This is a genomic window from Agrobacterium sp. LAD9 (assembly GCF_003031125.1).
Taxonomy (GTDB): Bacteria; Pseudomonadota; Alphaproteobacteria; order Rhizobiales; family Rhizobiaceae; genus Agrobacterium; species Agrobacterium radiobacter.
This window is the reverse complement of the sequence record NZ_PHGS01000015.1, coordinates 1-22,629: the sequence shown is the minus strand read 5'-3', so window position 1 is coordinate 22,629 and position 22,629 is coordinate 1. Positions and strand designations below refer to the sequence as shown.

The 22,629-nt window shown below is 60.7% G+C and carries 16 protein-coding genes; 13 read left to right on the top strand and 3 right to left on the bottom strand.

What is annotated here, in order from left to right; genetic code table 11:
• The first annotated feature begins 159 nt into the window (after positions 1-159).
• A complete protein-coding gene (locus tag DA915_RS16620; RefSeq protein WP_003506080.1) occupies positions 160-876 on the top strand; it encodes a FadR/GntR family transcriptional regulator in 717 nt (238 codons plus the stop codon).
• On the opposite strand, the gene DA915_RS16615 is transcribed toward DA915_RS16620, so the two are convergent.
• Entirely contained in the window at positions 845-2,272 is a 1,428-nt protein-coding gene (locus tag DA915_RS16615; protein ID WP_244600749.1) for an aspartate ammonia-lyase, read from the bottom strand. The genes DA915_RS16620 and DA915_RS16615 overlap by 32 nt on opposite strands.
• A gap of 270 nt (positions 2,273-2,542) precedes the next feature.
• Between DA915_RS16615 and DA915_RS16610 the strand changes: the two genes are divergently transcribed.
• The 9 genes from DA915_RS16610 (at position 2,543) to DA915_RS16575 (ending at position 13,473) form a co-directional block, all read left to right on the top strand.
• A complete protein-coding gene (locus DA915_RS16610; RefSeq protein ID WP_003506083.1) occupies positions 2,543-4,000 on the top strand; it encodes an amino acid permease in 1,458 nt (485 codons plus the stop codon).
• A complete protein-coding gene (locus DA915_RS16605) occupies positions 3,997-4,950 on the top strand; it encodes an asparaginase (RefSeq protein ID WP_107676645.1) in 954 nt (317 codons plus the stop codon). The genes DA915_RS16610 and DA915_RS16605 overlap by 4 nt, the downstream gene beginning before the upstream one ends.
• 318 nt (positions 4,951-5,268) lie before the next feature.
• Entirely contained in the window at positions 5,269-5,358 is a 90-nt protein-coding gene (gene kdpF, locus DA915_RS16600) for a K(+)-transporting ATPase subunit F (protein WP_003506089.1), read from the top strand.
• 33 nt (positions 5,359-5,391) lie between these two features.
• Positions 5,392-7,095, top strand: coding sequence for a potassium-transporting ATPase subunit KdpA (kdpA, locus tag DA915_RS16595; RefSeq protein ID WP_060723125.1), 1,704 nt, complete (start codon positions 5,392-5,394; stop codon positions 7,093-7,095).
• 9 nt (positions 7,096-7,104) lie between these two features.
• Complete coding sequence (locus DA915_RS28960) at positions 7,105-7,269, top strand: hypothetical protein (RefSeq protein WP_020012266.1); 165 nt, start codon at positions 7,105-7,107, stop codon at positions 7,267-7,269.
• A gap of 44 nt (positions 7,270-7,313) precedes the next feature.
• Positions 7,314-9,398: a potassium-transporting ATPase subunit KdpB gene (kdpB, locus tag DA915_RS16590; protein WP_107676644.1), complete on the top strand. Its 2,085-nt coding sequence runs from the start codon at positions 7,314-7,316 to the stop codon at positions 9,396-9,398.
• Between the two features lie 12 nt (positions 9,399-9,410).
• Positions 9,411-9,977, top strand: a complete 567-nt coding sequence (gene kdpC / locus DA915_RS16585; RefSeq protein ID WP_107676643.1) for a potassium-transporting ATPase subunit KdpC — start codon at positions 9,411-9,413, stop codon at positions 9,975-9,977.
• Between the two features lie 55 nt (positions 9,978-10,032).
• Positions 10,033-12,735, top strand: coding sequence for a sensor histidine kinase KdpD (locus tag DA915_RS16580; RefSeq protein ID WP_003506098.1), 2,703 nt, complete (start codon positions 10,033-10,035; stop codon positions 12,733-12,735).
• Positions 12,736-12,783: 48 nt separating this feature from the next.
• A complete protein-coding gene (locus tag DA915_RS16575) occupies positions 12,784-13,473 on the top strand; it encodes a response regulator transcription factor (RefSeq protein ID WP_107676642.1) in 690 nt (229 codons plus the stop codon).
• A 31-nt stretch (positions 13,474-13,504) separates the two neighbouring features.
• Here DA915_RS16575 and DA915_RS16570 read toward each other — a convergent pair whose 3' ends face one another.
• The gene (locus tag DA915_RS16570) at positions 13,505-14,557 is read right to left on the bottom strand and encodes a low specificity L-threonine aldolase (RefSeq protein ID WP_003506102.1); all 1,053 of its coding nucleotides are present in this window, start codon (positions 14,555-14,557) and stop codon (positions 13,505-13,507) included.
• Positions 14,558-14,926: 369 nt separating this feature from the next.
• On the opposite strand from DA915_RS16570, the gene gltB reads away from it, so the two are divergent.
• From gltB to DA915_RS16560, 3 genes are read left to right on the top strand one after another with little or no spacing between them, the layout of a single operon-like run.
• The gene (gene gltB / locus DA915_RS16565; RefSeq protein WP_107676641.1) at positions 14,927-19,672 is read left to right on the top strand and encodes a glutamate synthase large subunit; all 4,746 of its coding nucleotides are present in this window, start codon (positions 14,927-14,929) and stop codon (positions 19,670-19,672) included.
• Between the two features lie 8 nt (positions 19,673-19,680).
• A complete protein-coding gene (locus DA915_RS28955; protein ID WP_154073954.1) occupies positions 19,681-19,839 on the top strand; it encodes a hypothetical protein in 159 nt (52 codons plus the stop codon).
• A gap of 15 nt (positions 19,840-19,854) precedes the next feature.
• A complete protein-coding gene (locus DA915_RS16560; protein WP_080864730.1) occupies positions 19,855-21,309 on the top strand; it encodes a glutamate synthase subunit beta in 1,455 nt (484 codons plus the stop codon).
• Positions 21,310-21,393: 84 nt separating this feature from the next.
• Here DA915_RS16560 and DA915_RS16555 read toward each other — a convergent pair.
• A partial coding sequence (locus DA915_RS16555) for a HAMP domain-containing sensor histidine kinase (RefSeq protein ID WP_107676640.1) occupies positions 21,394-22,629 on the bottom strand: 1,236 nt, incomplete at its 5' end.

The following is a 22,629-nucleotide window of genomic DNA, read 5'->3' as shown; positions in this document are numbered from 1 at the left end:
CGCTCCAACAAAAATATCCACCGTCGTTGTTCCCGCGGGCAGGATAATGTTAGGAAGGTCGGCTTAGCTGCGAGAGCGGCGGCCGTCCTTTTGCGTTTGGACGGTCGTCTGGTCTTGCGTTGATATTGCGGACATATTGAGAGTGCGGAGGGTTTAAAGATGGGCGGGTTGTCGGATTGGCTTGCGGATGGGCAGCCGATCAATCGCAAGAATGCCGCAGAAGCGGTGTTCGATGATATCCGTTCCGCCATCACCTCGGGGCAGCTTGCGGTCGGCATCCGGCTGCCTTCGGAAGCCCATCTGGCAGCGCGATATGGCGTCAGCCGGCCGATTATTCGCGAGGCGCTGCGCTCGCTCCAGACCCTGGGGCTGACGCAGACCCGCACCGGAAGCGGCACCTATGTGATGACGCCGACGCCACCTTCCGAATTGAATTACGGCGCCTATTCCGCCCGCGATCTGATCGAGGCCCGCCCCTTCATCGAGGTGCCGGCGGCCGGTTGGGCGGCGTTGAGGCGGACCGATGCCCAGCTGGAGGTCTTGCTTGACCTCTGTGATCGGATGGAAGCCGAAGAAAGGCCGCATCCCTGGGTGCTGCTGGATGGGCAGTTTCATTGCGCCATTGCGGAAGCTTCGGCCAACAGGCTGTTCGCCAAGGTGGTGGCCGATGCGCGCGAAGCCCTATCCCAGCAATCCGAGATGGTGAACCTGATGGCCGGCCGCCGCGTCGCGTCGAATTTCGAGCACCGCCGGATCGTCGAGGCGATCCGGCGGGGTTCAGCGCCAGAGGCGCGGGAGGCGATGGAGCTTCACCTTGGGCAGGTGAAGCAAGTGGTGACGACGATCATTGGCGAAGATCGGCTTCGCCAGCCGTGACGGCAGGCAGGTTGGCAAGGTGCCGCGGGCTCAGCGCCTGCTGCAATTGCGCATCGGTGAGATAACCGCGCTCCAGAACCACCTGTGGCACCGTGCGGCCGCTGGCAAGCGCTTCCTTGGCTACTTCCGTTGCCGCATAATAACCGATTAGCGGGTTGAGCGCGGTGGCAAGACCGATCGATTCTTCCACGCGCTGCGCCATGATGGCGGGATTTGCCACGATGCCGTCGACGCAGCGTTCCGCCAAGGTGCGGCAGGCGGCGCTGAGCTGGCTGATGCTCTGTGAAAGCGCGCGCACGATGATCGGCTCGAAGGCGTTGAGCTGCAGCTGCCCGGCTTCGGCGGCCATGGTGATGGTGATGTCGTTGCCGATCACCGCATAGGCCACCTGGTTGACCACTTCGGGAATGACCGGGTTGATCTTGCCCGGCATGATGCTGGAACCTGCCTGAACCGAGGGCAGGGTGATTTCGCCGATCCCGGCGCGCGGGCCGGAAGAGAGCAGGCGAAGGTCGTTGCAGGTTTTCGACAACTTCACGGCGACGCGCTTCAGCACGCCGGAGAGATGCACGAAGGCGCCGGGGTCCTGTGTGGCCTCGATCAGGTCGGCGGCCGTTACCAGCGGTCGCCCGGTCAGTTCCGCCAGATGCTGGCAGGCAAGCTCGGCATAACCGCGCGGCGCATTGAGCCCGGTGCCGATGGCGGTGGCGCCGAGATTGATCTCGTGCAGCAATGCCGCGGATTCGATCAGGCGCGCCTGATCTTCGCCGAGCATCACCACGAAAGTACGGAACTCCTGGCCGAGCGTCATCGGCACCGCGTCCTGCAATTGCGTGCGTCCGATCTTGATGAAGCCGGCAAATTCCTGCGCCTTGCGGTCGAAAGCGTCCTTGAGAACGCCCATGGAAGCCGCCAGATCGTCGATCGCCTCGATCAGTCCGACATTGATTGCGGTCGGATAGGCGTCGTTGGTCGATTGGCTGAGATTGACATGATCATTCGGGTGAAGGCGGGCATAATCGCCTTTTTCGTGACCAAGCAGTTCCAACGCGCGGTTGGCGATGACCTCATTGGCATTCATGTTGGTGGAGGTGCCGGCTCCGCCCTGAATTTCATCCACCACGAATTGCTCATGCAGCGCGCCGGCGCGGATTTCTCGGCAGGCCTCGACGATGGCTTCCATTCGTTCGGTGTCGAGCAGGCCGAGCTCGTGATTTGCGCGTGCCGCAGCCTCCTTCACATAGGCCAGTCCCCGGACGAGATAGGGGTTGTGGCCAATGGTCACCCCGGTGATCTTGAAGTTTTCCACAGCGCGCGCCGTGTGCACGCCCCAATAGACATCCGCCGGAATTTCCTTTGTCCCGAGCAAATCATGCTCCCTGCGCGTCACGCTCACTGTGTCCTCCACTGGCTTTAAGCGTTGCAAAATCTGTAAAGCTGTCTTACAGATTTGATGACCATATTCCCAAGGAGGGGGAAGGTCAATATTGCCCGGTGGCTCTTGACGAAAGCCAGTCTCTGCAATTAAGAGGGCAAAAATCTGTCATGCAGCTTTACAGCATGCGCGCATTCGCTGGCCATATTTCCAGCCTTGGGGACGACGCCAGTTCCACTTTGATTTCCGGCTTATTGCCGATTACAAGCGTTTTATCGGGAGGATAAATCCATGCATTCTGGAAAAACGGCACCCGCCGAACGTGAGGTCTTCATCGAAGAGGACCTCGGTTACCATAAGGCCCTGAAGCCGCGCCAGATCCAGATGATCGCCATCGGCGGCGCTATCGGCACGGGTCTCTTTCTGGGTGCTGGCGGGCGCCTCGCGCAGGCCGGTCCGGCGCTGGTTTTCGTTTACGCGCTCTGCGGTTTCTTCGCATTTCTGGTGCTGCGCGCGCTCGGCGAGCTTATCATGCATCGCCCGAGTTCCGGTTCCTTCGTCTCCTACGCCCGCGAGTTCTACGGCGAGAAGATGGCCTTCGCGGCCGGCTGGATGTATTGGCTGAACTGGGCCATGACCTCGGTGGCTGATGTGACCGCCGTCGCCCTCTACATGAATTTCTTCAAGCAATACGTGCCGTGGCTGGCGGGTATCGATCAGTGGGTGTTCGCGATGACGGCACTGGTCGTCGTGCTGGCGATGAACATGCTGTCGGTGAAGGTCTTCGGCGAGCTGGAATTCTGGTTCAGCCTGATCAAGGTGCTCGCGCTCGCCATTTTCCTCGTCGTTGGCGTCTATTTCGTCATTTTCGGCACACCGATCGAAGGCCACGTTACCGGCTTCAGCCTCATTACGGATAATGGCGGCTTCTTCCCGAATGGCATTCTTCCAGCCTTCGTCATCATACAGGGCGTGGTGTTCGCCTATGCCTCGATTGAGCTGATCGGCACGGCGGCGGGCGAAACTGAAGACCCGCGCAAGGTCATGCCGCGCGCCATCCGCGCCGTGGTCCTGCGTCTCGTCGTGTTTTATGTCGGCTCGGTACTGCTGTTCACGCTGCTTCTGCCCTACACCGCTTACAAGGCCGGCGAGAGCCCGTTCGTCACCTTCTTCGGTTCCATCGGCGTTGAGGGTGCCGATGTGATCATGAACCTCGTCGTTCTGACCGCTGTGCTGTCCTCGCTCAATGCCGGTCTTTATTCCACCGGCCGCATTCTTCATTCCATGGCGGTTTCCGGCTCGGCTCCGGCGGCGCTGGCGAAGATGAACAAGAATGGCGTGCCTTATGGCGGCATTGCGGTCACGGCCGTCGTCACCGTTCTCGGCGTGGCCCTGAATGCGGTCGTTCCCTCCGCCGCTTTCGAAATCGCGCTCAACCTGTCGGCGCTCGGCATCATCTGCGCATGGGCGGTCATCGTGCTTTGCCAGCTGAAGCTCTGGCAGCTTTCCAGGCGTGGCGAGCTTGCACGTCCGGATTTCCGCATGTTCGGCGCGCCCTACACCGGCATTCTCACGCTCATCTTCCTGTTCGGCGTGCTGGTTCTGATGGCCTTCGACTATCCCGTCGGCTCCTGGACCATCGCCTCGCTGCTCGTCATCATCCCGGCGCTTGTCATCGGTTGGTATCTGCTGCGTGAGCGCATCCACCGCCTGGCGGCCGAGCGTGCCGGTGCAGGAGCGTCGCATTGAGCGGGCAGGGCGCAACGCCTCTGGTGGCGGTCATCGCCACCGGCGGCACCATCGCCAGCCGGCGTAGCGCCGATGGCGTCAGCACGCCCAGCCTTTCGGGTGAGGACCTGCTGACGCTGGTTCCGCAAATCAGCGCCCGGCTGAAGCCGGTTGATCTGATGGCGAAGGATTCCTCCAGCCTGACATTGGCAGACATGCAGCGCATCAGCGATGCGGTGGGGGCAGAGCTTGATGATCCCGCCGTTGCCGGCATCGTGGTTCTGCATGGCACCGACGCCATGGAAGAATCCTCGCTGCTCGTGCATTTGCAGCAGACCATCACAAAGCCGGTGGTCTTCACCGGCGCGCAGTTTACGGCAGACCATAAGGACGCGGACGGGCCGGCCAATCTGGCCCGGGCCATAGAAACAGCGCTCGATCAGGCGAATGCCGGGAAGGGCGTGCTTCTCTCCTTCGGCGGCCGCTGTCTGCCTGCCTGGGGGCTTTACAAGCTGAGCGCGGACGAGGCGGACGCCTTCCGCTCGGCCCGGCCGCTGGCTGCTGCCGCAACGCTGCGGCTTACCGCCCCGGTAACCGATCAGCGCGTCGATATCGTCGCCATTCATCCCGGCTGTGATGCCACCCATATTGATGCAAGCCTGCAGGCGGGAGCGAAAGGTATCGTTCTTGCGGCGCTTGGTTCCGGCAACGCCAATCCGCGTATCGCTGAAGCCGTGAAGCGCTGCGCCGAACGCAACGTTCCCGTCATCGTTTCCAGCCGCGTGCCCGAAGGGCGGCTCGTGGCAAGTTACGGCGGCGGCGGCGGCGGGCATGATCTTGTCGCGGCGGGCGCCGTACATTCATCCACGCTTCGTCCGGGACAGGCCCGCATTTTGCTGGCCGCGCTGCTGGCCGATAAAAGTCCGGCGGAAACCATCATGTCCGCTTTCAGCGACAGCCCGCTCTCTTAATTAGCGGCAGCGATGTCCGCGACCGGCGGGCGTCGAAATTCCTATAGGATTCCTATTTTATTGCCTCTGTGGCCGTCTCGAACCTTTATGCGGTTCGGGTGCATTCTTCTGTGCGGGAAGGGATGGTGTTCCCTTCTCAGCCAGAAAGATTGAAAAGCGACGTCCCACATGACGGCGCTTTTCTTCCTGTCCGGCTCCTCGAATAAAAAGGAGTCCCATCGATGATGGATGTTGTTCTGATCGGTGCAGCCACGGTGTTTTTCGCCCTCTGCTTTGCCTATACGCGCGCCTGCGACCGGCTTTAGACGGGAGGCTGCGATGACATTCGACTATATCTTGAGCGGCGCCGTCACGGTCTTTATCGCCGCCTATCTCACCTATGCTCTCATTCGCCCCGAACGTTTCTGATCGGGAAACGACGGCTATTGAAAGTTCAATACCATGACCCTCAATGGATGGTTTCAGGTCCTGCTTTTCTGCGGGATCATTTTTGCGCTGGTGAAGCCGCTCGGCTTCTATATGGCGCGTGTCTTTAATGGCGAGCGCACCCTGTTGTCGCCGGTTCTCGCACCCGTCGAGCGCGGCCTTTATGCCCTTGCTGGGACAAGCGAGCGCGAGGAGCAGCACTGGACGACCTATGCCTTCTCCATGCTTCTCTTCAACCTCCTCGGTTTTGCCCTGCTCTATGCCCTGATGCGTTTTCAGGCCGTGCTGCCCTATAACCCACAGGGAATGGCGGCCGTGGGACCGGAACTCTCCTTCAATACGGCGGTCAGCTTCGTCACCAACACCAACTGGCAGAATTATGGCGGCGAAAGCACGCTGTCCTATCTGACCCAGATGGCCGGTCTCACCGTGCAGAACTTCGTTTCCGCGGCGACAGGCATGGCAATCGCCATCGGCCTCATCCGCGCTTTTTCACGCGCCTCCGGCAAGGCGATCGGCAATTTCTGGGTGGATATGGTCCGCTCAACGCTCTACGTGCTTTTGCCCCTCTGCATCGTGCTGACCCTCATCTATGTGTGGCTCGGCGTGCCGCAGACCCTCGGCGCTTATGTGAACGCGCAAACGCTGGAAGGCGTGCAGCAGACGATTGCCGTCGGTCCCGTGGCGTCGCAGCTGGCGATCAAGATGCTGGGCACCAATGGCGGTGGTTTCTTCAACGCCAATTCCGCGCATCCCTTTGAAAACCCCGACGCCATTTCCAACATGATCCAGATGGTGTCGATCTTCGCGATCGGCGCCGCCTTCACCAATGTTTTCGGCCGCATGGTTGGCAACCAGCGCCAGGGCTGGGCGATCCTCGCCGCCATGGGCGTTCTGTTCATCGCCGGCGTCGCCGTTACCTATTGGGCGGAAGCGGCCGGAAATCCGCTGATGCACAGCTTCGGCCTTGCTGGCGGCAATATGGAAGGCAAGGAGGTCCGTTTCGGCGTGGCGCTCTCGTCGCTCTTCGCGGTCATCACCACCGCTGCGTCCTGCGGCGCGGTCAATGCCATGCATGGCAGCTTCACGGCGCTGGGCGGTCTTGTTCCGCTCATCAACATGCAGTTGGGCGAGGTGATCGTCGGCGGTGTCGGCGCGGGCTTTTACGGCATCCTGCTCTTCATCGTCATCGCCATCTTCGTGGCGGGTCTGATGGTCGGACGCACGCCGGAATATCTCGGCAAGAAGATCGAGGCCAAGGAAATGAAAATGGCGGTTCTGGCCATTCTCTGCCTGCCGCTCGCCATGCTGGCTTTCACGGCAACGGCCACCGTCCTTCCCTCGGCCGTGGCGTCGATCGGTACGGCGGGACCGCACGGCTTCTCCGAAATCCTCTATGCCTATACCTCCGCCGCCGCCAATAACGGCTCCGCCTTCGGCGGGCTGACGGGCAATACCACCTGGTACAACATCACGCTTGGCCTTGGCATGCTGATGGGTCGTTTTCTGGTGATCATTCCGGCGCTCGCCATTGCCGGTTCGCTGGTCGCCAAGAAGACCGTTCCGGCCTCAGCCGGCACCTTCCCGACGGATGGTCCGCTCTTCGTCGGCCTGCTTGCCGGCACGATCCTGATTGTCGGTGGTCTCACCTTCCTGCCAGCGCTCGCACTCGGCCCCGTTGCCGAACATCTTGTCATGGCGGCGGGCCAGCTCTTCTGAGGTGATGCCATGAATGACGAAAAGTCTCGAAGTAACCGCATCGTCTCCGCCCGCAAGGGCGCTCCCGGCAAGGGGAGCGCCACGCCCGGCGGCTGGTGCGCCTCCAATCTCATTCTTGCGATGATGGCGGCTCTGTTCGCCGCCGTCGTCGCTCTCGAAGTTATCACGGGCTGATCGATCCTTATCGGTCGCCCTGTTTCAAACGCTGGAGCCTCTTCATGAGCCAGTCCAAACAAGCGAGCATCCTTGATTCTCGCATTCTCGTGCCGGCCATTGCCGCCGCATTCAAAAAGCTCAACCCGCGCACATTGGCGCGCAACCCGGTCATGTTCGTGGTGGCGACAGTGTCGGTGCTGACGACAGTGCTGTTCATCCGCGATCTCATCACCGGTGGCGCCAATCTCGGCTTTTCCTTCCAGATCAATCTCTGGCTCTGGTTCACCGTGTTGTTCGCCAATTTCGCGGAAGCCGTCGCCGAAGGGCGCGGCAAGGCGCAGGCGGATTCGTTGCGCCGGACCCGCACGGAGACCCAGGCGAAACTGCTGACCGGCGATGACCGCAGCCAATATAAAATGGTGGCGGGCACCAGCCTGAAGGTGAACGATGTCGTTCTCGTCGAGGCGGGCGATATCATCCCCTCCGACGGTGAGGTCATCGAAGGTGTCGCCTCCGTCAACGAGGCGGCCATCACTGGCGAATCCGCCCCCGTCATCCGCGAATCCGGTGGCGACCGCTCGGCGGTTACCGGCGGCACGCAGGTGCTGTCGGACTGGATCAGGGTTCGCATCACTGCCGCTGCCGGTTCCACCTTTCTCGACCGGATGATTTCGCTCGTCGAAGGCGCGGAACGCCAGAAGACGCCGAACGAGATCGCGCTCAATATCCTGCTGGCCGGCATGACGCTGATCTTCGTTCTGGCCACAGCCACCATTCCGAGTTTCGCGGCCTATGCCGGAGGTTCGATCCCGATCATCGTGCTGGTGGCATTGTTCGTGACGCTCATCCCGACCACCATCGGTGCGCTTCTGTCCGCCATCGGCATCGCCGGCATGGACAGGCTGGTGCGTTTCAATGTGCTGGCCATGTCCGGCCGCGCCGTCGAGGCGGCCGGCGATGTGGATACGCTGCTGCTCGACAAGACCGGCACCATCACCCTTGGCAACCGTCAGGCGACCGAGTTTCGTCCCGTTGCCGGCGTTTCCGAGCAGGAACTGGCCGATGCGGCGCAGCTTGCCTCCCTTGCCGACGAAACGCCGGAAGGCCGCTCGATCGTGGTTCTGGCCAAGGAAAAATACGGTATCCGCGCCCGTGACATGCAGAAACTCCATGCGAATTTCGTACCTTTCACCGCCCAGACCCGAATGAGTGGTGTCGATTTCGAAGGTTCCTCCATTCGCAAGGGCGCAGTCGATGCCGTTCTTGCCCATGTTGATGGCGGCGCTCCGCAACAGGGCAATGTGGCGCTTGCCGTCAAAACCGAAACGGACGCCACGCGCGGCATCCGGGCAATTGCGGAAGAGATCGCCAAGACCGGCGGCACGCCGCTCGCTGTCGTGCGCGATGGAAAATTGCTCGGCGTTGTGCAGCTGAAGGACATCGTCAAGGGCGGCATTCGCGAGCGTTTTGCGGAGCTTCGCCGCATGGGCATCCGCACGGTGATGATCACCGGCGACAATCCCATGACGGCCGCGGCAATAGCGGCGGAAGCAGGGGTGGATGATTTCCTCGCCCAGGCGACGCCGGAAAACAAGCTGGAGCTTATCCGCGAGGAACAGGCCAAGGGCAAGCTCGTCGCCATGTGCGGCGACGGCACCAATGATGCTCCCGCGCTGGCGCAGGCCGATGTCGGCGTTGCCATGAACACCGGCACGGTTGCGGCCCGTGAGGCCGGCAACATGGTCGATCTCGACAGCGATCCGACCAAACTCATCGAGATCGTCGAAATCGGCAAGCAGTTGCTGATGACGCGCGGTGCGCTGACGACGTTCTCCATTGCCAACGACATCGCCAAATATTTCGCCATCATCCCGGCGATGTTCCTGGCGCTCTATCCGCAGCTTGGCGTTCTGAACGTGATGGGGCTTTCGACACCCCAGAGCGCCATCCTGTCGGCCATCATCTTCAACGCGCTCATCATCATCGCGCTCATCCCGCTCTCGCTGAAGGGCGTCAAATATCGTCCGATCGGCGCGGGTGCGCTGCTGTCGCGCAATCTGGTCATCTATGGCCTCGGCGGCATCATCGTTCCCTTCATCGGCATCAAGGCCATCGACCTCGCTATTACGGCGCTCGGTCTCGCCTGAGGAGTAAAGACAATGTTTAGACAGCTTCGTCCCGCACTGGTGCTCATCCTCGCCACCACCGCCATCACCGGCCTTGCCTATCCCTTGGGCATGACAGGTCTCGCGCAGGCGATCTTCCCCTTTCAGGCAAATGGCAGCCTGGTCGAAAAAGGTGGTGCCGTGGTGGGTTCGCAATTGATCGGGCAGACCTTCACCGGTGAGAAATATTTCCACGGAAGGCCGTCCGCTGCCGGCGATGGTTATAATGCCGCCTCGTCTTCCGGCTCCAATCTCGGGCCGACGAGCGCCAAGCTCATCGACCGGGTGAAACAGGATTACGAGGCCGCAAAAGCCGAAAATCCGGCGGCCGAGGTTCCCGCCGATCTGGTGACGGCTTCGGGCAGCGGCCTTGATCCACATGTTTCGCCTGAAGCCGCCTATTTTCAGGTTCCCCGCGTCGCCAAGGCGAGGGGCATGGATGAGGCGTCCCTGCGTAGCATCGTCGAGCGCCATGTCGAAGGACCGGAACTCGGCTTCATGGGAGAGCCTGTCGTGAATGTGCTGGCACTCAACATGGCCCTTGACGCAGCCGGCTCATGAATTGAAATGGCTATGGCTTGTTCGCAAGCCATAGCCTCGACCACTGGTGGGTTAAATGCCTGACGACAATCGTGATATGCCGAGCCGACCATCGCCCGATGCGCTGCTGGAAAACGCCCGGCGCGAGGCGCGGGGCCGGTTGAAGATTTTTCTGGGCGCAGCGCCCGGCGTCGGCAAGACCTATGAAATGCTGATGTCCGGCCGGGCGAAGCTGGCGGATGGTGTGGATGCCGTCATCGGCGTCGTTGAAACCCATGGCCGGCGGGAAACCGAAACGCTGGTGCAGGGTTTCGAGATCATCCACCGCCGTCGCATCGATTATCGCGGTCAGGTGCTGGAGGAGATGGATCTCGATGCCATTCTGGCCCGTCGTCCCGCTCTGGTTCTGGTCGATGAACTGGCTCACACCAATGCCACCGGCAGCCGCCATCCCAAGCGTTATATGGATGTTCAGGAGATTCTGGCGCAGGGCATCAACGTCTATACGACGCTGAATATCCAGCATGTCGAAAGCCTGAACGACATCGTTGCGCAGATCACCCGCATCCGTGTTCGTGAAACGGTGCCTGACAGCATCATCGACCGGGCCGACGATGTCGAAATCATCGATATTACCCCTGACGATCTGATCAAACGCCTGCAGGATGGCAAGGTGTACCTGCCCCGCACCGCCCGGCGCGCCATCGAGAATTATTTTTCGCGCGGTAACCTGACGGCCCTGCGAGAGCTTGCCCTCCGGCGCACTGCCCAACGGGTGGATGAGCAATTGCTCAACCACATGCAGTCCCATGCCATTTCCGGCCCCTGGGCGGCGGGAGACAGGGTTCTGGTCTGTCTCGACCATGGCGGCAATGGTCCGGGGCTGGTGCGTTACGCCCGCCGACAGGCGGATCGCCTGCGTGCACCCTGGACGGCGCTGCATCTCGATACCCCGCGTTCGCAGCAATTATCGGAGGCGGAAAAAGACCGGCTGGCGGGCACCATGCGGCTCGCGCAGCAGCTTGGCGGCGAGACGGTGACCCTGCCGGCACTGGACCTGACCCGTGAGATCATCTCCTACGCCAATGCCAATAATTTCACCCACATCATCATCGGCCGCCCGCGAAAATCCTGGTGGCAGCGAATTTTCCAGCGTTCGCTGACGCATGATCTGATCGACCACGCGGGCGATATCAGCGTGCATGTCATTTCCGGCGACAAGAGGGAAGAAAAGCAGGGTCAAGCCGTAAAGCCCGCACCGGCGCGGTCACGCCAGTCCTTCCGGTCCTATCTCAACAGCACCCTGTTTGTCGGGCTGGCGATCGTGGTCGGCATCGTGCTCGATCAGACGCTCGATGTGCAGAACCTCGCGCTTGTTTTCCTGATGGCCGTTCTGGCGGCCGCCGTGCGCGGCGGTTTGGGCCCGGCGCTTTATGCTTCGCTGCTTGGCGCGGTCGCCTTCAACTTCTTCTTTCTGGAGCCCCGTTACACGCTGACGGTCAGTTCTCCGGACAGCCTTGTCGCTCTTTTGTTTTATTTCGGCGTGGCGCTCGTCGCCTCCAACCTTACCGTCGCGGTGCAGCGGCAGGCGGCCTCCGCGCGGGCAAGGGCGCGAACGACGGAAGATTTGTATCTGTTCTCCAAGAAGCTTTCGGTGACCGGAACGCTGGACGACGTGTTGTGGGCAGCCGCTTTCCAGATGGCCTCGATGCTGAAGGTTCGGATCGTTCTGCTTCTGCCGGAAAACAATACGATAGCGGTCAAGGCGGGATATCCGCCTGATGATACGCTTGTCGATGCCGATATTGCTGCAGCCCAGTGGGCCTGGGAACACAACAAGGCTGCGGGCAGGGGCGCAGATACGCTTCCCGGCGCCAAACGTCTTTATCTGCCCTTGCGCACTGGCAGTGGCGCCGTCGGCGTGGTGGGGCTGGACGATGACCGGCTCGGCCCGCTTCTGACACCGGAGCAGCAACGGCTGTTTGACGCATTGGCCGATCAGGCGGCACTCGCCATCGAGCGGATTCAACTCGTCTCTGACGTCGACCGGGCAAGGCTTGCTGCGGAAACCGACCGGCTGCGCACCGCACTCCTGACATCCATTTCCCATGACCTCAAGACGCCGCTTGCGGCCATCCTGGGTTCGGCCGGAACACTGAAGGATTTCGCCGAGGACATCCCGCCGGATGCGCGCGCCGAACTGCTTTCAACGATTGTCGAGGAATCCGAGCGGCTGAACCGTTTCATCTCCAATCTTCTTGATATGACGCGGATCGGTTCGGGCGCGATGGAGCCGAACTATGGTCTGCATTTCCTGGGCGATATGGTCGGAACCGCGCTGTCGCGCGCAGCTAAAATCGTCGTCAGGCATGAGATCGTTCTGGATATTCCATCCGACCTGCCGATGCTGAAGGTCGATCCCGTGCTTTTCGAACAGGTTCTGTTCAATCTCATCGACAATGCCGCCAAATACGCCCCCGAACATACGACCATCGAGATTCGCGGCTGGCGACATGGCAAGAATATCTTCCTGTCTGTGGCCGATGCGGGGCCGGGTATTCCACCCGATGATACCGAGCGGGTGTTTGACAGTTTCTACCGGGTGCGCAAGGCGGATCATGTGCAGGCCGGAACGGGTCTCGGGCTGTCCATCTGCAAGGGGTTTATCGAGGCCATGGGCGGGTCGATCCGCGCGGAAAACAGGCCGGGTCGCACCGGTGCGCAGTTTACCGTCAGTCTGCCGGTTCCTGCCGATGCGCCTGTGATAGATCATGATTAAGGCACGATTGCCGGCGACAAGCGGCTATGCCGCTGAAGGAGATCGGGAATGACCAATTCCGCCGTTCGTATTCTGATCATCGACGACGAACCGCCGATCCGCAAGCTTTTGCGCGTGGGGCTGTCGACTCAGGGATATTCGGTGAGCGAAGCGATGAATGCGAAGGTCGCCATGGAGCTGGTCAGTGAGGACAAGCCCGATCTCGTCGTTCTCGATCTCGGCCTACCGGACATGTCGGGGCATGATCTCTTGGCGAAATGGCGCGGCGAGGGCCTGACGCTGCCGGTTATCATTCTCTCCAGCCGCACGGATGAGGCGGGTATCGTCAAGGCGCTGGAACTGGGGGCGGATGACTATATCACCAAGCCTTTCGGCATGAACGAACTCGTCGCCCGTATCCGCGTCGCTCTGCGCCATCGTCTGCAAAGCCAGGGAGAGAGGCCGGTGTTTCAGACCGGCGACCTCTCCGTCGATCTGGTCAGACGCATCGTCCGGGTGGAGGACCGGGAGGTGAAGCTCTCGCCGAAGGAATATGACATCCTGCGGGTTCTCGTGCAGCATGCCGGCAAGGTTCTGACCCACCGTTTCCTGCTGGAGCATGTGTGGGACGAACTGACCGACGTGCAATATTTGCGGGTTTACGTGCGCCAGCTTCGCCAGAAGATCGAAAAAATTCCGGATCAGCCCCGTTATATCCTGACGGAAACCGGTGTGGGTTACCGGCTGCAGGAGGTGTGAGGGCGCGGTTATGAGCGCCCTCCGATATTTGTCAGACGGCAGCGCAGATCGACAGGAATTCGTCCACATCGGCCTCAGTTGTCGCGAAGCTGGTGACCATGCGGATCAGCACCTCGTCCTTGCCGACTTCTTCCGGCATGTCGCGCGGCTCCAGCCAGTCATAGAACTTCGCACCCTTTGCCGTGGCAGCTTCGGCGGCCGCCTTCGGCAGAATAGCGAAAACTTCGTTCGCCGTGGTCGGCCAGGCAAGGCGGGCGCTGTTTAGCGAAGCGAAACCGGCGCGGAGCCGGTTGGCCATGGCATTGGCGTGGCCGGCGAGACCGAGCCACAGGTCATCCTGCAGATAGGCCTCGAACTGTGCGGCAATGAAGCGTGATTTCGAAAAAAGCTGGGCGGTGCGTTTGCGCAGGAAGGAAAAGTCCCGGGCGAGCGAGGGATCGAAGAAGACGATTGCCTCCGCGCACCAGCAGCCGTTTTTCGTGCCGCCGAAAGACAGGACGTCGACGCCGCGTTTCCACGTCATTTCGGCGGGCGTGGTGCCGAGTGCGGAAAGCGCATTGGCGAAACGCGCGCCGTCCATGTGTAGCGGCAGGCCGTTGTCTTTTGCGATTTTGGCGATGGCGTCGATTTCATCGAGCGTATAGACGGTGCCGGCTTCGGTTGCCTGCGTCATGGTGATGGCTGCGGCGCGGCCGTGGTGCACGGCATCCTGCGGATAACGGGCAATGCGCTCGATCAGGTTTTCCGGCAGCATCTTGCCGTTCGGTCCCTCGACTGCGACCATGCGCATGCCGGAAAAGAAATCCGGTGCACCGCACTCGTCCTCGATCACATGCGCTTCGGAATGACAGAAGGTCAGGCCGCCGGCGCGGGCAATGCTGGCCAGTGAAAGCGAATTGGCCGCCGTGCCGGTCGCGACGAAAAACACCGCGACTTCGCGTTCGAAAATCTCGTTGAAGCGCTTTTCGATGGAGAGATCAAGTTCGCTGGTGCCATAAGCGGCGGCAAAGCGTGTGGATTCCCGCGAAAGCCGTTCGTTGACGGCCGGATGGGCGCCAGCCCAATTGTCTGAAGCAAAAAACATCTCTGAAGGCTTTCCGATAGCTGAGGTTCTGTTCGGGCTGTTCGAAGCGATAACGGGAAAGTTCTAGGTCGGAACATTGAGATTGGCAAATCCGGTAATGAAAGCAACGGGTCGGGCTGCTTTGCGACAAGAAAGTTTCGCACAATAGGTCAGTATCGAAACTTCGCTGCAAAATGGGGCTTTCACTAATTGGATTCGCACCCTTGCAAAATTCGCCCGTTTCTGTCAAAATCCTCGTGAATTGAGACAGCTTTGCTGTCCTAAATTTGATCGAGCCGGGTTGAATACGGGTTTTGCGGGAAGCGAAAATTCGTGTCGAGCCGGATCTTCGCATGAAACCATGCAAGTAATTTTGCAGGAGGGACAAAAATGACGAACAAGCCGCAGGCAGAGATCGCCGCCGCAACCCTGACCACAGACTGTCCCACCGCGGCTGCGGCCGCACCCGTTTCTGCGAAAGCGCGTTTCGCGGGCGGCTTGCCGGAAAGGCAGGGTCTTTACAATCCCGCCAATGAACATGATGCCTGCGGCGTCGGCTTCGTTGCCCATATGAAGGGCGTCAAGTCGCACCAGATCGTCAAGGACGGCCTGTTTATCCTCGAAAACCTGACGCATCGTGGTGCTGTCGGTGCCGACCCGTTGATGGGCGATGGTGCTGGTATTCTCGTGCAGATCCCCGACCGTTTCTTCCGCGAGGAAATGGCGGCGCAGGGCGTGACGCTGCCAAAGGCTGGCGAATACGCTGTCGGCCACATCTTCATGCCGCGGGATCCGGCCCGCATCGAACACTATAAGAAGGTCATCATCGACGTCATCGGCGAGGAGGGGCAGCAGTTCCTCGGCTTCCGCGACGTTCCGGTCGACAATTCCTCGCTTTCCAGGGCGCCTGACATTGCCGGGACCGAACCGCACCACGTTCAGGTCTTCATCGGCGCCGGCCGCGATGCGGCGACCAATCATGACTTCGAGCGCAAGCTGTTCCTGATCCGCAAGGTTCTCTCCAACCGCATCTATGACGAGGGCGGCGGCAAGGAAACGCAGGATTTCTATCCCGTGTCGCTCTCCTCCTCGACTATCGTCTACAAGGGCATGTTCCTCGCCTATCAGGTTGGCGCCTATTACAAGGATCTGGCGGACCCGCGTTTCGAATCCGCGGTTGCGCTGGTGCATCAGCGTTTCTCCACCAACACCTTCCCTTCGTGGAAGCTGGCGCACCCCTACCGCATGGTCGCCCATAACGGTGAAATCAACACGCTGCGCGGCAACGTCAACTGGATGGCGGCGCGTCAGGCGTCTGTTTCCTCCGTGCTGTTCGGCGATGACATCTCCAAGCTCTGGCCGATTTCCTATGAAGGCCAGTCGGACACCGCCTGCTTCGACAACGCGCTCGAATTCCTCGTGCGTGGCGGTTATTCCATGGCGCATGCCGTGATGATGCTGATTCCGGAAGCCTGGTCGGGCAACCTGTCCATGTCGGCTGAACGCAAGGCGTTTTACGAATATCATGCCGCGCTGATGGAGCCGTGGGACGGCCCCGCCGCCGTCGCCTTCACCGATGGCAAGCAGATCGGCGCGACGCTCGACCGTAACGGTTTGCGCCCGGCGCGTTATCTCGTCACCGATGATGATCGCGTCATCATGGCGTCCGAAGCCGGCACATTGCCGGTGCCGGAGGAGCGCATCATCAAGAAGTGGCGTTTGCAGCCGGGCAAGATGCTGCTGATCGACATGGAAAAGGGCTCTATCATTTCCGATGAGGATGTGAAGCACGAGCTTGCCGCCAAGCACCCTTACCGCACCTGGCTCGATCGCACCCAGCTCATTCTTGAAGACTTGAAGCCGGTGGAGCCGCGTGCTCTGCGCCGTGACGTGTCGCTGCTCGACCGTCAGCAGGCCTTCGGTTACACCAGCGAAGATACGAAGCTCCTGATGTCGCCTATGGCGACGACGGGTCAGGAAGCTATCGGCTCGATGGGCACCGATACGCCGATTTCGGCCATGTCGGACAAGTCGAAGCTGCTTTACACCTATTTCAAGCAGAACTTCGCACAGGTCACCAACCCGCCGATCGATCCGATCCGTGAAGAACTGGTGATGAGCCTCGTTTCCTTCATCGGTCCGCGCCCGAACCTTCTCGATCACGAAGGTGCGGCCCGCGCCAAGCGTCTGGAAGTTCGCCAGCCGATCCTGACCAATGGCGATCTGGAAAAGATCCGCTCCATCGGCCACACGGAAGACCGTTTCGACACCAAGACGCTCGACTTCACCTATGATGTGGAGCGCGGTGCGGAAGGCATGCCTGAAATGCTCGACCGCCTGTGCGAGCGGGCGGAATCCGCCGTTCGCGGCGGCTACAACATCATCGTTCTCTCCGACCGTCAGCTCGGCCCGGACCGCATCGCGATCCCGGCACTTCTGGCGACGGCCGCCGTGCACCATCACCTGATCCGCAAGGGTCTGCGCACCTCGGTCGGTCTCGTCGTGGAAACCGGTGAACCGCGCGAAATCCACCATTTCTGTCTGCTCGCCGGTTATGGCGCGGAGGCGATCAACCCCTATCTCGCCTTCGATACGCTTCTCGACATGCACAAGCACGGTGCATTCCCGAAGGAAGTGTCCGATGATGAAGTCGTTTATCGCTACATCAAGGCAGTTGGTAAGGGCATCCTCAAGGTCATGTCCAAGATGGGCATTTCCACCTACCAGTCCTATTGCGGCGCGCAGATCTTCGACGCGATCGGCCTGTCTTCGGAATTCGTCGAGAAATATTTCTTCGGCACCGCCACCTCCATCGAGGGCGTCGGCCTGACCGAAATCGCCGAAGAAACCGTAACGCGCCACACGGCTGCCTTCGGCAAGGATCCGATCCTTGCCAACACGCTCGATATTGGCGGCGAATATGCCTATCGCATGCGCGGCGAAAGCCACGCCTGGACGCCGGATGCCGTTGCCTCGCTGCAGCATGCCGTGCGCGGCAACAGCCAGGATCGCTACCGCGAATTCGCCGGCATGGTGAATGAGACGGCGCTGCGCATGAACACCATCAGAGGTCTGTTCAAGGTCAAGTCTGCGGAAGCTCTCGGCCGCAAGCCGGTCTCCATTGATGACGTGGAACCCGCGGCTGACATCGTCAAGCGCTTCTCGACCGGCGCCATGTCCTTCGGCTCCATCAGCCGCGAGGCGCATACGACGCTTGCCATCGCCATGAACCGCATCGGCGGCAAGTCCAACACCGGCGAAGGCGGCGAAGAATCCGACCGTTACATGCCGCTGTTGAACGGCCAGCCGAACCCGGAACGCTCGGCCATCAAGCAGATCGCATCCGGCCGTTTTGGCGTCACGACCGAATATCTGGTCAATGCCGACATGCTGCAGATCAAGGTGGCGCAGGGTGCGAAGCCCGGCGAGGGCGGACAATTGCCCGGCCACAAGGTGGATGCGACGGTTGCCAAGACCCGTCACTCCACACCGGGTGTCGGCCTCATCTCGCCGCCGCCGCATCATGACATCTATTCCATCGAAGATCTGGCGCAGCTGATCTACGATCTGAAGAACGTCAATCCGGAAGCTGATGTTTCGGTGAAGCTGGTATCGGAAGTGGGTGTCGGCACGGTTGCGGCCGGTGTCGCCAAGGCACGCGCCGACCACATCACCGTTGCCGGTTTTGATGGCGGTACGGGCGCTTCGCCGCTCACCTCCCTCAAACATGCGGGTTCGCCGTGGGAAATCGGCCTTGCCGAAACCCAGCAGACCCTGGTGCTGAACGGCCTTCGCTCACGCGTTGCGCTGCAGGTGGATGGCGGTCTGAAGACCGGCCGTGACGTCATCATCGGCGCGTTGCTCGGTGCTGATGAATTCGGCTTTGCCACCGCACCGCTGATTGCGGCCGGCTGCATCATGATGCGCAAGTGTCACCTCAACACCTGCCCGGTGGGCGTCGCCACGCAGGACCCGGTTCTGCGCAAGCGCTTCAAGGGCACGCCGGAACACGTCATCAACTACTTCTTCTTCGTTGCCGAAGAAGTGCGCGAAATCCTTGCCTCGCTTGGTGTTACCAGGCTGGACGAGATCATCGGCGCTTCCGAACTGCTGGAAAAGGATGAGATGCTGGCGCACTGGAAGGCCAAGGGGCTGGATTTCAGCCGCATCTTCCACAAGGTCGAGGCTCCCAAGGAAGCGACCTTCTGGACCGAGCGCCAGAAGCACCCGATCGACGACATTCTCGATCGCAAGCTGATCGAGAAGTCGCTGCCCTCGCTGGAAAACCGTGAGCCTGTCGTGTTCGAAGTGCCGATCAAGAACGTCGACCGTTCCGCCGGCGCCATGTTATCAGGCGCGCTTGCCAAGCGCTGGGGCCACAAGGGCCTGAAGGATGACACGATCCACGTGACGCTGCGCGGCACGGCGGGCCAGTCTTTCGGTGCGTTCCTGGCCCGTGGCATCACCTTCGATCTGGTGGGTGACGGCAACGACTATGTCGGCAAGGGGCTTTCGGGTGGCCGCATCATCGTGCGTCCGCCGGAAAACACCCGGATTGTTGCGGAAAACTCGATCATCGTCGGCAACACCGTTCTCTATGGTGCGATCACCGGCGAGTGCTATTTCCGCGGTGTTGCGGGTGAGCGCTTTGCGGTGCGCAACTCCGGCGCCGTCGCGGTTGTCGAAGGCGTCGGCGATCATGGTTGCGAATATATGACGGGCGGCATCGTGGTCGTTCTCGGTGAAACGGGTCGCAACTTCGCGGCCGGCATGTCCGGTGGTGTGGCTTACGTTCTCGATGAGAAGGGCGATTTCGCCACCCGCTGCAACATGGCCATGGTCGAGCTGGAGCCGGTTCCGGAAGAGGACGACATGCTGGAGAAGCTGCACCATCACGGCGGCGACCTCATGCACAAGGGACGTGTTGACGTTTCCGAAGACATGACGCGTCACGACGAGGAGCGTCTCTACCAGCTGATTTCCAATCACTTCCACTACACAAACTCGTCGCGTGCCAAGGATATACTCGACCGCTGGAGCGAGTTCCGTCCGAAGTTCCGCAAGGTCATGCCGGTCGAATACCGTCGTGCGCTTGAGGAAATGGAACGTATGCGCATGGGCGTGGCGGCGGAGTAATCCGCCGCGTGAGGACACTACACCAACTGGTCTCGCTGATGATCGCGGTCGCCGTTCCCACGGCGATCTACTGGACGAGCGGCGAGACCGGATTTGAATTCATCGTATTGGGGGCGGTTTTCGGTTTCGCCACCTGGTACTGGGGCCCGACAGGCGCTCCGCTTTGATGTGAGGACATATACGTGGGCAAGGTAACAGGTTTTCTGGAAATCGACCGGCAGGTGGGCAAGTATCAGCCCGCATCGGATCGTATCCGCCATTTCCGCGAATTCACCATTCCGATGTCGGATGCCGAGGTGCAGAAGCAGGCTGCACGCTGCATGGATTGCGGCATTCCATACTGTCATGGTCCGACGGGCTGTCCCGTGCACAACCAGATCCCCGACTGGAACGATCTGGTCTATAACAACAACTGGGAAGAGGCGATCCGCAACCTCCATTCCACCAACAACTTCCCGGAATTCACCGGCCGCGTCTGTCCCGCACCCTGCGAGGAGGCCTGCACGCTGAACCTCGAGGATGCGCCGGTCGCCATCAAGACCGTCGAGCAGGCGATTGCCGACAAGGCTTACGAGCTGGGCTTCATCGTTCCGAAGCCGGCGACGATCCACACCGGCAAGAAGGTTGCCATCATCGGCTCCGGTCCCTCGGGCATGGCCGCTGCGCAGCAGCTTGGCCGCGCCGGTCACGAGGTTCACGTCTATGAGCGTGAATCCAAGCCCGGCGGATTGCTGCGTTACGGTATTCCGGATTTCAAGATGGAGAAGAACTTCATCGATCGCCGTGTCGAGCAGATCAAGGGCGAAGGCGTCACCTTCCATTGCGGCGTTAATGTCGGCGTGGATGTAACGGTTGAAGCGCTTCTGGCCGATCACGATGCGGTTCTTTATTGCGGCGGTTCGGAAACCCCGCGTCCGGCCGGTATCGGCGGTGCCGATTTTAATGGCGTTTATGATGCCATGCCTTATCTCGTGCAGCAGAACCGCCGTGTCGGCCGTGAAAACATCGACAGCATCGGCTGGCCGGCCGATCCGATCCTCGCCGGCGGCAAGCATGTCGTCGTCGTTGGTGGTGGTGATACGGCCTCTGACTGCGTCGGCACGGCTTTCCGTCAGGGTGCAGTGAAAGTCACGCAGCTCGACATCCGCCCGATGCCGCCGGAAAAGGAAGACAAGCTTGCGGTATGGCCCTTCTGGGCAACGAAGATGCGCACCTCGTCCTCGCAGGCCGAAGGCGCCGTTCGCGAGTTCCAAGTGGCCACGCTGGAATTCGTCGGTGAAGACGGCGTTCTGACGGGTGTGAAGTGCTGTCAGGTGGATGATCGTCGCAAGCCGATCGCCGGCACAGAATTCATCATCAAGGCCGATCTCGCCTTCATCGCCATCGGCTTCTCCGGTCCCTTCACCGATAGCGTGCTGAAGGAAATGGAAGGCCAGCTGACGCTGAATACCGATCGCCGTGGCTCCACCAACGTGGTCGCCAACGAAACGGATTACAGGACCTCGGTCGACAAGCTGTGGGCGGCGGGTGACGTGCGCCGCGGCCAGTCGCTGGTGGTCTGGGCCATCCGCGAAGGTCGCCAGGCGGCGCGCGCGATCGATGAGGCGCTGATGGGGGCGACCGTTCTTCCGCGCTAAGCACCGAAGGTAGTACGAACGGAAAAGGCCTGTTGCGTCTGCAACAGGCCTTTTCTTTTGTCTTCGAAAATGAGGGCTTCTTCTTCAGCAATAGGGAAGGGTGATACGGAAGCAGGCGCCACCGGCGGAAGCATCGCTGATAGTAATCTCTCCGCCATGATAGCGCATGATTTCCTGCACGAGGTTGAGCCCGAGCCCGGTGCCGCGATCTTTAGGCCGCAGGCGGTGGAAGGCCTCGAAAATCAGCTCCCGTTCCTCTTCGGGAATGCCATTGCCTTCGTCAGCTATCTCGATCACCCGGTTCGCCGCGACCCTCATCGTGATCGTTCCGCGATTGCCGCCATGTTCGATGGCATTCTGCACGATGTTCATCAGGGCGCGCTGCAACGAGGCGTCGTCGGCAAGGGCGAGGATCGGCTCTTCCTCCGGCTCAAAGGAGAGCGCATATCCCTGTGATATGGCGAGCGGAGCCATATCGGCGACGACCGATCTACAAAGGCCGACAAGATCAAGCGGCACCAGAGGTGCCTTCTGCCCGCCGAGACGTTGTAGATCCAGCAATTGTTCGGCCAGCACGGCAATGCGGCTGGCATCCGCCAAAATTCTGTTTCGGGCCGGGCCGTCCAGCAGCGTTTCAACGCGGGTCTGGAGAATGGCGACGGGGGTCCGCAATTCATGGGCGGCATCGAGAATGAAGCGCTTGTGCCGTTCGTAGCCGTCATCCAGCCGTTTCAGCGCGCCGTTGACGGCATGCACGAGCGGTTGCACCTCTCGTGGAATATCGCCATCCGGCAATCGATATCCACGTCTGTCGATATCTATGGTTTCCGCTGTCCGGGCAATGGCGGAAAGGGCGCGAAATTCCCTGCGGATGAGCCAGGGAATGGCGACGATCGTCACAATGGACATGAGAATGAGGACCGGCATGATCAGTATGTTTGAGAACAGCAGGACGGGGAAAGTCATGCTGAACGGGCCGCCCTTGCCGATCATGACGAATTCTCCCGCTGGGCCGGAGGCGCGACGAACGACGGCGATGCGCACCACGGCAAGATAGGAATAGGAAAGCGCTGCGTCGCGTACGTCCGAGATCCTGACGTCGCTAAGCTGTTGATCCATGTTGCTGAAGGCCTCAGGCACCTGCCCGCCCTGAACGATCTCGCCTTTTTCGCTGACGGCGACAAACCAGAAATCAGAGGTGCCGTTGCGCAGGTCGATGAACTCAGGTGTTTCCCTGAGAACCAGCCGATTATCCTTATCCCGCACGATCGCATTGGCGGTTATCTGGGCTGCCTCAGGGCTGAGCAGTGCGCTGCCCGC

What these genes read in the sequence shown, in the direction of transcription:
- DA915_RS16620 (WP_003506080.1), top strand. Translation starts at nt 160, where the DNA reads ATGGGCGGGTTGTCGGATTGGCTTGCGGATGGGCAGCCGATCAATCGC.
- DA915_RS16610 (WP_003506083.1), top strand. Translation starts at nt 2,543, where the DNA reads ATGCATTCTGGAAAAACGGCACCCGCCGAACGTGAGGTCTTCATCGAA.
- kdpF (WP_003506089.1), top strand. Translation starts at nt 5,269, where the DNA reads ATGACATTCGACTATATCTTGAGCGGCGCCGTCACGGTCTTTATCGCC.
- kdpA (WP_060723125.1), top strand. Translation starts at nt 5,392, where the DNA reads ATGACCCTCAATGGATGGTTTCAGGTCCTGCTTTTCTGCGGGATCATT.
- DA915_RS28960 (WP_020012266.1), top strand. Translation starts at nt 7,105, where the DNA reads ATGAATGACGAAAAGTCTCGAAGTAACCGCATCGTCTCCGCCCGCAAG.
- kdpB (WP_107676644.1), top strand. Translation starts at nt 7,314, where the DNA reads ATGAGCCAGTCCAAACAAGCGAGCATCCTTGATTCTCGCATTCTCGTG.
- kdpC (WP_107676643.1), top strand. Translation starts at nt 9,411, where the DNA reads ATGTTTAGACAGCTTCGTCCCGCACTGGTGCTCATCCTCGCCACCACC.
- DA915_RS16580 (WP_003506098.1), top strand. Translation starts at nt 10,033, where the DNA reads ATGCCTGACGACAATCGTGATATGCCGAGCCGACCATCGCCCGATGCG.
- DA915_RS16575 (WP_107676642.1), top strand. Translation starts at nt 12,784, where the DNA reads ATGACCAATTCCGCCGTTCGTATTCTGATCATCGACGACGAACCGCCG.
- DA915_RS16570 (WP_003506102.1), bottom strand. Translation starts at nt 14,557, where the DNA reads ATGTTTTTTGCTTCAGACAATTGGGCTGGCGCCCATCCGGCCGTCAAC.
- gltB (WP_107676641.1), top strand. Translation starts at nt 14,927, where the DNA reads ATGACGAACAAGCCGCAGGCAGAGATCGCCGCCGCAACCCTGACCACA.